The following is a 6,922-nucleotide window of genomic DNA, read 5'->3' as shown; positions in this document are numbered from 1 at the left end:
TTGAGAAAATCCTATATAACTCAAGCCCAATTATGTAAAACAAGGGGGGGAGTAAGTGCCGTGGAAATTGATCAGTAAAGGGGAACATAGGGCAATCGTACTTGCTGACAGGCACTACACCCAAAATAACCAGTTTTGTCGACCAGGCAAGAATCTTGTGTTGCTCACTAAGGTGGAGAAGCGCTTTGGTTGTTGAAGTAAGATCTTGAAGGTTTTGAAACTCAGGTAGAGTTTTCTACGGATTAAAAATTATTTTTATTGGGATGGAAGACATCGCATGGTAAAAGAGGTGACCACTTCTTTTCATTTGGATGGGTTCCAAATTGAGAAACCTAAAGATCTGCCCCCTGCCTATAAGGAAGTGAAACTTAATGGTACTTTTGCATACGCGAGGATGGAAAGCCTTGAAAAGAAAAGTCACGATCTGAAAGTTGAGTCACATTGTCGCAAAGCATTTGTTTTTCGGATTCCTGAAACGGTGTATAGGCCCACAATTGGTTGTTCTTCACATAATTCCCATTGAGAATTCATAGGTTTTGGGATCGGAGTGGAAGAGATCAAGAGTAGCTCCCAGTTGAACCACACCTTGATCAATTATCCTACGTTTCAAGTTTTTATCAACGAATACCAAGTTGTTATTGCCGTCAATGGTGAAATAACCATTCTCAAAATATTGTCCTGGTGCCTAAACTACTTGCTTCGTCTGGGTCTCAATCCTTTTGGGTTTCGTGTAAGCCTTAGTACCTTCTTTGGGAAACTGGGGATACCTAAGGGAGCTGTTTAAGAGTTCCGCGTAGTATCCACTTCTTTATCCATAAATCGCATATTGCTCATCCAATTCAACTTAAAAGGCTTGCCCGATCTGATAAGCCTCGTTCAATAAAGTGGCAAAATGAGCCTGGCTCTTTTCTTTCGAGCTACCATCAAATTTTCCATATGAATTATACATAAAGTGTACATGGGTATCTTGAACGCCGGTATATTGCGCCAAGCCTACGTTCAGGTGATGCTCCACCATCAAATGATAATTGCGTTTTTCAAATTGACTCTGTGTCTCGCCAACCATGGTGATCCATCTTATTTTTTGAACTGGCAATTTGCCTGTGCCATAAGCAAATCCATAGTTCCACACCCGATCGATGTATCCTTTCATGATGGCAGGCATGCTGTACCACCATATCGGGAAAAGAAAGGCCAATGCATCGCTTGCTCGGATCCGATCCATTTCGCGCTGCACCTCGTCTGAGTATGCTTTGTTCGGATTACTCCAATCAGGCTCATCGATTGTATGCAAGATCGGATTGAATCCTTCGGCATACAAATCGGCGATTTCGAATTCATGTCCTGCTTCGGTCAAGCCTGCCGTGAACCGCTTCGCCATGCTCGCTGTGAGCGAATCTGGTCTTGGATGGGCAACGACAACTAGTATTTTCATAAGGGTTCCTCCAAATTCATCTGAGAGTACCCTCAGTCTAAACCCTACAATGATTGTAGGGTCAAGGAGTTTATTTGAACCTGCAATTCCCACACACTGGTGTAACAAAATTCGTAGATGTCGCTCACTGTCTCAATTTTTTGATCCAAAATATGTTGACGCAGCAAACTGTAATAGGTAGGAGAGTTTGCGTGGCTATCATCGATAAGAAGCGTTAAATAAGTGCCTTCTGCCATGTGATGAGACCGGAATCCTTCTGGAACGACCGTCGGGTTGACGAGAAATAAATAGGAAGCATTCGTTCGCTCATCAAAGAAAATGGGCTGTGTCACAATAAAGCCGGGTTCCGTATTGATATAATCAACCTGGTTGGAAAAGGGCAGGAATGAGCGGTAATATTCGGTTTCCTGCTCCTTATATGTAGATACGTCAATCAATTTGCAAAATATTTTTCTTGCCTCGTATCGCCGAACGGAAATCTGATTTTTTGGCTCTGCTCGCAACGCCATGAGACGATTGCGTTTGTCTTCGAGCTCTATTTTCAACGAATGCATCTCTCTCATTTTCTGTTCCAGCCGCTCGAGCTGGACGGCGTAAACATGATCCATCCGGTCAGCATTCCACTGTGTCGCCGCTAACTCTTTTATTTCAGAGAAGGGGATGTCCATGCTTTTAAACTTTTTAATCCGATGCAGAAGCGGGAGCTGATACAAAGAATAGTATCGATATCCTGTTTCTCGATTGATATGGACAGGAGAAAATAAACCGATTTTATCGTAATATCTCAGCGTTTGCAGAGGGATGTTAAACATTGCGGATATTTCTCCGATTCGAAAATAGGGTTCCATTTGGCTTCATCACTCCTCTGTTTTCAATTCTTCTTACGGGCTTCGATTAGCCTTTTCCAACTTTTACCAAAATGATATAATAAGCGGAAAATAGGTTCAATTACAAGGAGGAGACAAAAGTGAAAGCGGTGATTGAATAGTACGGTCGCGGATCCGTAATGCTCCGTGAAGCCATTGAAGGCTTGGCCGAGGAGGAACTTCGTTTCAAGCCCGCACCTGATAAATTGAGCATCCATCAAATTATTATTCAGGTGACGGATTCCGAGATTTTGTCCACACACAGGCTGAGAAAAGTGTTGGCGGAGGTGGAGCCGCTACTAATTTCCTTTGACCAAAACTCATGGGCAAAAGACTTGGGATACGATTTATTGGACCGTGAACAGCATTTGCTTTTGTTCCAATTGCTGCTCTAGTATGCAGACAATTCTGGACCATCTGACAGTAGAACAAAGCGAGCGGGTGAGGGAGCACTTCATTGACGTTTTCCAATGACTTGGCGGTAGTGATCGTTGCCTTTTCATTGAACATAGATATCGTCGGCAGCGAAGCCAGCCGTTTCTTCCCTAGCATCGCGGGCAGAAGTGGCTCGTAGCTCGTAGCTCAAATCATCGGCATGGTCGTCGGTATGATAACCCCCCACATTCTAATAAATTTTCAGCAGAACCACCTCGTCATTCGGATGATTCCGATGGTGAACCGGATCGTCGACCACAAGGATTTGCTTCACAGTCTTAGATAGACTGACTTGATGATCGAATTCTTTATACAGAAGAAGACCAGCGTCCGAAGTCAGATCGCCGCCATCAAAATTAACTTTCATTCGGGAGTTGAAGTTCATTCCTAACTCTTGACTTGACATCTAAGAACCCCTTGGGAGCGTGTTTGTTGACCAATTAAGGTGGTATTAGATCGTTTCGTAAAAATTAGACGTTTAGACCAATTTAGGTTACTAAATAACCGGCTCCCTGTTAAGCGGAGCCGGTTTTAACGAGTTGGAATCTGATTTCAATGCGGAACATTTAGTGGCTTAGAACTTTTGTATGCGCCTATTCCAAAGATAAGTAAGGAATGAAACTGCAGCGAGCACCAAACCCAAACTGGCGACACCAGTCCATCCTATTGTATTCCATACGGCACTACCCGCAGCTGATCCAATAGCACCCGTCGCAACTCAGTATAAGTACGAACCAATGTTACAAGAGAGCATTAAATGTTTGTAAGAGTGCCTTTGAAATCATGCCATGTTCAAAGCCACTCCCTGAATATTTCAGGTTTTCTTGTCCTAGGCTGCCGTTGTCTCATTATTCGGGATCAGTTTAAAGCTTTATTTTCTTCGAACACCTCAAAATCAGTTCCAAAGGATCGCTGAGCACTTCAAATGACAAACGATTTACTCCAGAAAGGCGATAATGGTCGCAACAGCGTTGTCCGCAAATGTTCGATCGGGGCGGGATTTCATCAACGTGGTAAGACCGATCATTGAAACGACGAGTGTCTGGGCGAGCGCTTTGGCTCTCACATGATTCCCCAGTTCGCCGGATCGCACACCCTGTTCAATGATTTCCTGAAAGATCGCCGCCAAATACATCTGGTGCTCTCTGGTCAGCTCTTCAAATTTGGCATCATGTGGAGCAAGCTCGACCATGACATTGAGGCAAAAACATCCCCGACTTGGACCTTCCTCGTATCCTTCCGCCACAATGCCCGCAAAGAAAGCGCGAAACGATTCTTTGACAGACGGCACGCTCTGCAGTCGGGCGCGCACATAAGAAGCGTGGGATTGATTGTATTTGCGAAGTGTAGCTTCAAAAAGCTCCTTTTTGTCTCCGAACGCGGCGTAGAGACTAGGGCGTTGAATGCCCATTTTTGCCGTTAAATCGCTTAATGAAGTCGCTTCGTAGCCCTTCTCCCAAAACAGTTCCATCGCGGCATGTAGTGCTTGCTCTTCATTAAACTCCCGAGGGCGAACCATAAGCTATCCTCTTCCTTTTCATATCGTTCAGTACATTAAAATCATATCTTGCGGTAAAAGAATAGTCAAATTTTTTCGGTTTTCCCTTGACAAATTACGGAAGTATAATATATATTTCACTTCATCCAGTTATGTACCGAATGGTATAATATACTTATCAGTATGTAACTGAATAAGGTTAACCAATCCAATCAGAAAGGGTGTGAGGGGATATGAAAAACCTTCAAGACATAGTGGAGGGAGGTGCCGGAGAAAACTGGAGTGCCGGGAAGGCTTCCTCGAGTAAAACCGATGCTCGTGCTTCCACGTCACATTCATCGCTGCCACGTAGGCTCTCGTTGTTGTTTGCCGTTGCTTGTGGGCTTGCTGTAGCGAACGTTTATTATGCACAGCCACTGCTTGACGCTATGGCAGTCGAGTTCGGTATCCGTGAGTCGACTATCGGGGTTGTTGTCACCATCACCCAGATCGGGTATGCACTTGGCCTTCTGCTGTTGGTGCCGCTTGGCGATTTGCTGAACCGCAGACGGTTGATCGTCGGTCAGTCAGCATTATCTGTTGCGGCGCTAGCCGCTGTCGGTTTCTCACCAAACAGCACACTGCTCTTTATCAGCAGCGCTTTGGTTGGGTTACTCGCGGTGGTCACGCAGGTGCTGGTTGCATTCTCGGCCGCATTGGCAACGCCGGCTGAGCGCGGCCGTGTAGTCGGGACGGTGACTAGCGGCATTGTCATCGGTATTTTGCTGGCGCGGACCATCGCGGGGTTCATGGCCGATCTCGCGGGATGGAGGGCGATCTATTTCCTCTCAGCGGCGTTGACTCTGCTCATCACTGTTATGTTGTTTCGTGTGCTACCGCCGCACGACGAGGTGAAGGAAAAGATTGCTTATCCGCAATTGCTGCGATCGGTTTTCATGTTGTTCTTGGAGGAGCCGATTTTGCGCATACGCGCTTTGATCGCCTTTTTGATCTTTACCTCGACTTCAGTCTTGTGGACGCCAATGGTGTTTCCACTCAGCCAACCGCCTTTTTCACTCTCTCATACGGAGATCGGTCTGTTTGGTCTAGCTGGAGCCGCCGGAGCGTTGGGTGCGGCCCGGGCAGGGCAAATGGCGGATCGCGGCTGGAGTCAGAAAGTTTCCGGCACCGGGCTGCTCATCATGTCCCTATCTTGGCTACCAATTGGATTTACTATTCATTCCCTGTGGGCTTTGATTGCCGGCGTAATCGTCTTCGATCTTGGGTTACAGGCCGTACATGTCACGAATCAAAGCATGATTTACAGTGTGCGCCCCGAGGCTCATAGCCGGCTTACGGCCGGATATATGATTTTCTATTCCCTCGGCAGCGCTGTCGGTTCGTTCCTCTCGACGTTCGTTTATGCGTGGGCTGGTTGGAGTGGTGTATGCCTATTAGGCTCAGCCATCAGCTTTCTGGCACTATTATTCTGGGCGTTTACCCGTCAGTTGACGCCCACCGCTTAGACATCAAACGGAGAACTGGCACATACCACTGATTGCCATCATGCTGCTCGTCAATTATGACTGTAGGAAGATTTTATACTGTTTCATCCAGCTAGATTTTCCGAGGCAATTCAAAGGAGGGAACATTTCTCATGACGTATTCTTATAACCTCAACCGCGATCCGTTTGCGGATTGCGAAGGTACCTACCCATTCACACCGCACTTCACCGACGCTCCCGGGTTTGCCATGCACTATGTTGACGAAGGGCCGCACGGAGGTGAGACTGTGCTTTGTCTTCATGGAGAGCCAACCTGGGGCTATCTGTTTCGGCACCTCATCCCGGTCCTGAGCTCGGATTGTCGTGTCATTGTCCCTGATCATATGGGGTTCGGCAAAAGTGCGACTCCTCTGAATCGTAGCTACTGGCTGCAAGATCATATCGACAATCTCGAACGGTTCGTGCTTGCGCTTGACCTGCGGGAAATCACGTTAATTATGCACGATTTTGGCGGGCCAGTGGGGATGGGACTCGCCGCCCGCCATCCAGATCGCATCCGCAGGCTGATCACGACCAATGGGCCGACACCGTTCGGCCAGTCCAGCCTCGGAGACCGGTTGAGCGCCAATGTCGTCGTCTCGCCTTGGTTCCAATGGGTTGTTCAAGCGGAGAAGGACGGGAGTCTCGAGGCCGTGTTGGGCCAACTCGGTTTTAATATTCTCAGCACGCTCAAACTGAACGGTTTTGAGAACCATGCCCTGATTACCGACACCTGGCTGGCGGCTTACGGCTCGCACTTTGCCGATCCGGCAGATTGTCTAGGCGCGATCGGCTGGGCAAAAGGGTATGCTACAGGCGCGCACCAGTTTGAAGTACCTAATGCCGAAGCCATCCGCATGATTTGTACCAAGCCAGCAATGGCCATTTGGGGAGAGTCTGATCGCACTCTGCACGCTGAACATTTTCTGCCACTGTTCACGGAGTTGTTCCCCGACGCTCCCGTTCATCGGCTTGCAGGCGTGGGTCATTATTGCCTGGAAGATGCACCGAATGAAGTTGGACGTCTCATTGCAGACTTCATCTACCGTAACTGAAACGTGGTCTCGAAGGAACCGACTCTCAAAAGAGGATTCTTGTGACTCATTATCGTACGATAGAGATCGACGGACTGAACATTTTCTATCGCGAAGCCGGAGACAACAAC

At 47.4% G+C, this 6,922-nt stretch carries 7 protein-coding genes; 3 read left to right on the top strand and 4 right to left on the bottom strand.

The genetic code is table 11. The features are described 5' to 3' along the window. Window positions 1–844: 844 nt before the first annotated feature. Both HP398_RS04235 and HP398_RS04230 read right to left on the bottom strand, forming a co-directional pair. Window positions 845–1,435 (bottom strand): NAD(P)H oxidoreductase, encoded by a 591-nt coding sequence (locus HP398_RS04235; RefSeq protein WP_173621940.1) that lies wholly within the window; start codon window positions 1,433–1,435, stop codon window positions 845–847. A 44-nt stretch (window positions 1,436–1,479) separates the two neighbouring features. Beyond that, window positions 1,480–2,283, bottom strand: coding sequence for a MerR family transcriptional regulator (locus HP398_RS04230; RefSeq protein ID WP_173621939.1), 804 nt, complete (start codon window positions 2,281–2,283; stop codon window positions 1,480–1,482). Between the two features lie 158 nt (window positions 2,284–2,441). On the opposite strand from HP398_RS04230, the gene HP398_RS04225 reads away from it, so the two are divergent. After that, window positions 2,442–2,696 (top strand): DinB family protein, encoded by a 255-nt coding sequence (locus HP398_RS04225; RefSeq protein WP_371736709.1) that lies wholly within the window; start codon window positions 2,442–2,444, stop codon window positions 2,694–2,696. Window positions 2,697–2,926: 230 nt separating this feature from the next. Here HP398_RS04225 and HP398_RS04220 read toward each other — a convergent pair whose 3' ends face one another. Further along, window positions 2,927–3,121, bottom strand: coding sequence for a transposase (locus tag HP398_RS04220; protein WP_256436299.1), 195 nt, complete (start codon window positions 3,119–3,121; stop codon window positions 2,927–2,929). A 552-nt stretch (window positions 3,122–3,673) separates the two neighbouring features. Continuing rightward, a complete protein-coding gene (locus HP398_RS04215; protein ID WP_017248938.1) occupies window positions 3,674–4,255 on the bottom strand; it encodes a TetR/AcrR family transcriptional regulator in 582 nt (193 codons plus the stop codon). Window positions 4,256–4,467: 212 nt separating this feature from the next. Between HP398_RS04215 and HP398_RS04210 the strand changes: the two genes are divergently transcribed. Together HP398_RS04210 and HP398_RS04205 are read left to right on the top strand one after the other, a co-directional pair. Next, entirely contained in the window at window positions 4,468–5,739 is a 1,272-nt protein-coding gene (locus tag HP398_RS04210; protein ID WP_173621937.1) for an MFS transporter, read from the top strand. A 131-nt stretch (window positions 5,740–5,870) separates the two neighbouring features. Continuing rightward, entirely contained in the window at window positions 5,871–6,812 is a 942-nt protein-coding gene (locus tag HP398_RS04205; RefSeq protein ID WP_173621936.1) for an alpha/beta fold hydrolase, read from the top strand. Window positions 6,813–6,922: the final 110 nt, after the last annotated feature.

It is taken from the genome of Brevibacillus sp. HB1.4B (assembly GCF_013284285.1).
GTDB classification, from domain to species: Bacteria; Bacillota; Bacilli; order Brevibacillales; family Brevibacillaceae; genus Brevibacillus; species Brevibacillus porteri.
Note: the sequence above shows the minus strand (reverse complement) of the source record. Positions and strands in the feature narration are given on the sequence as shown.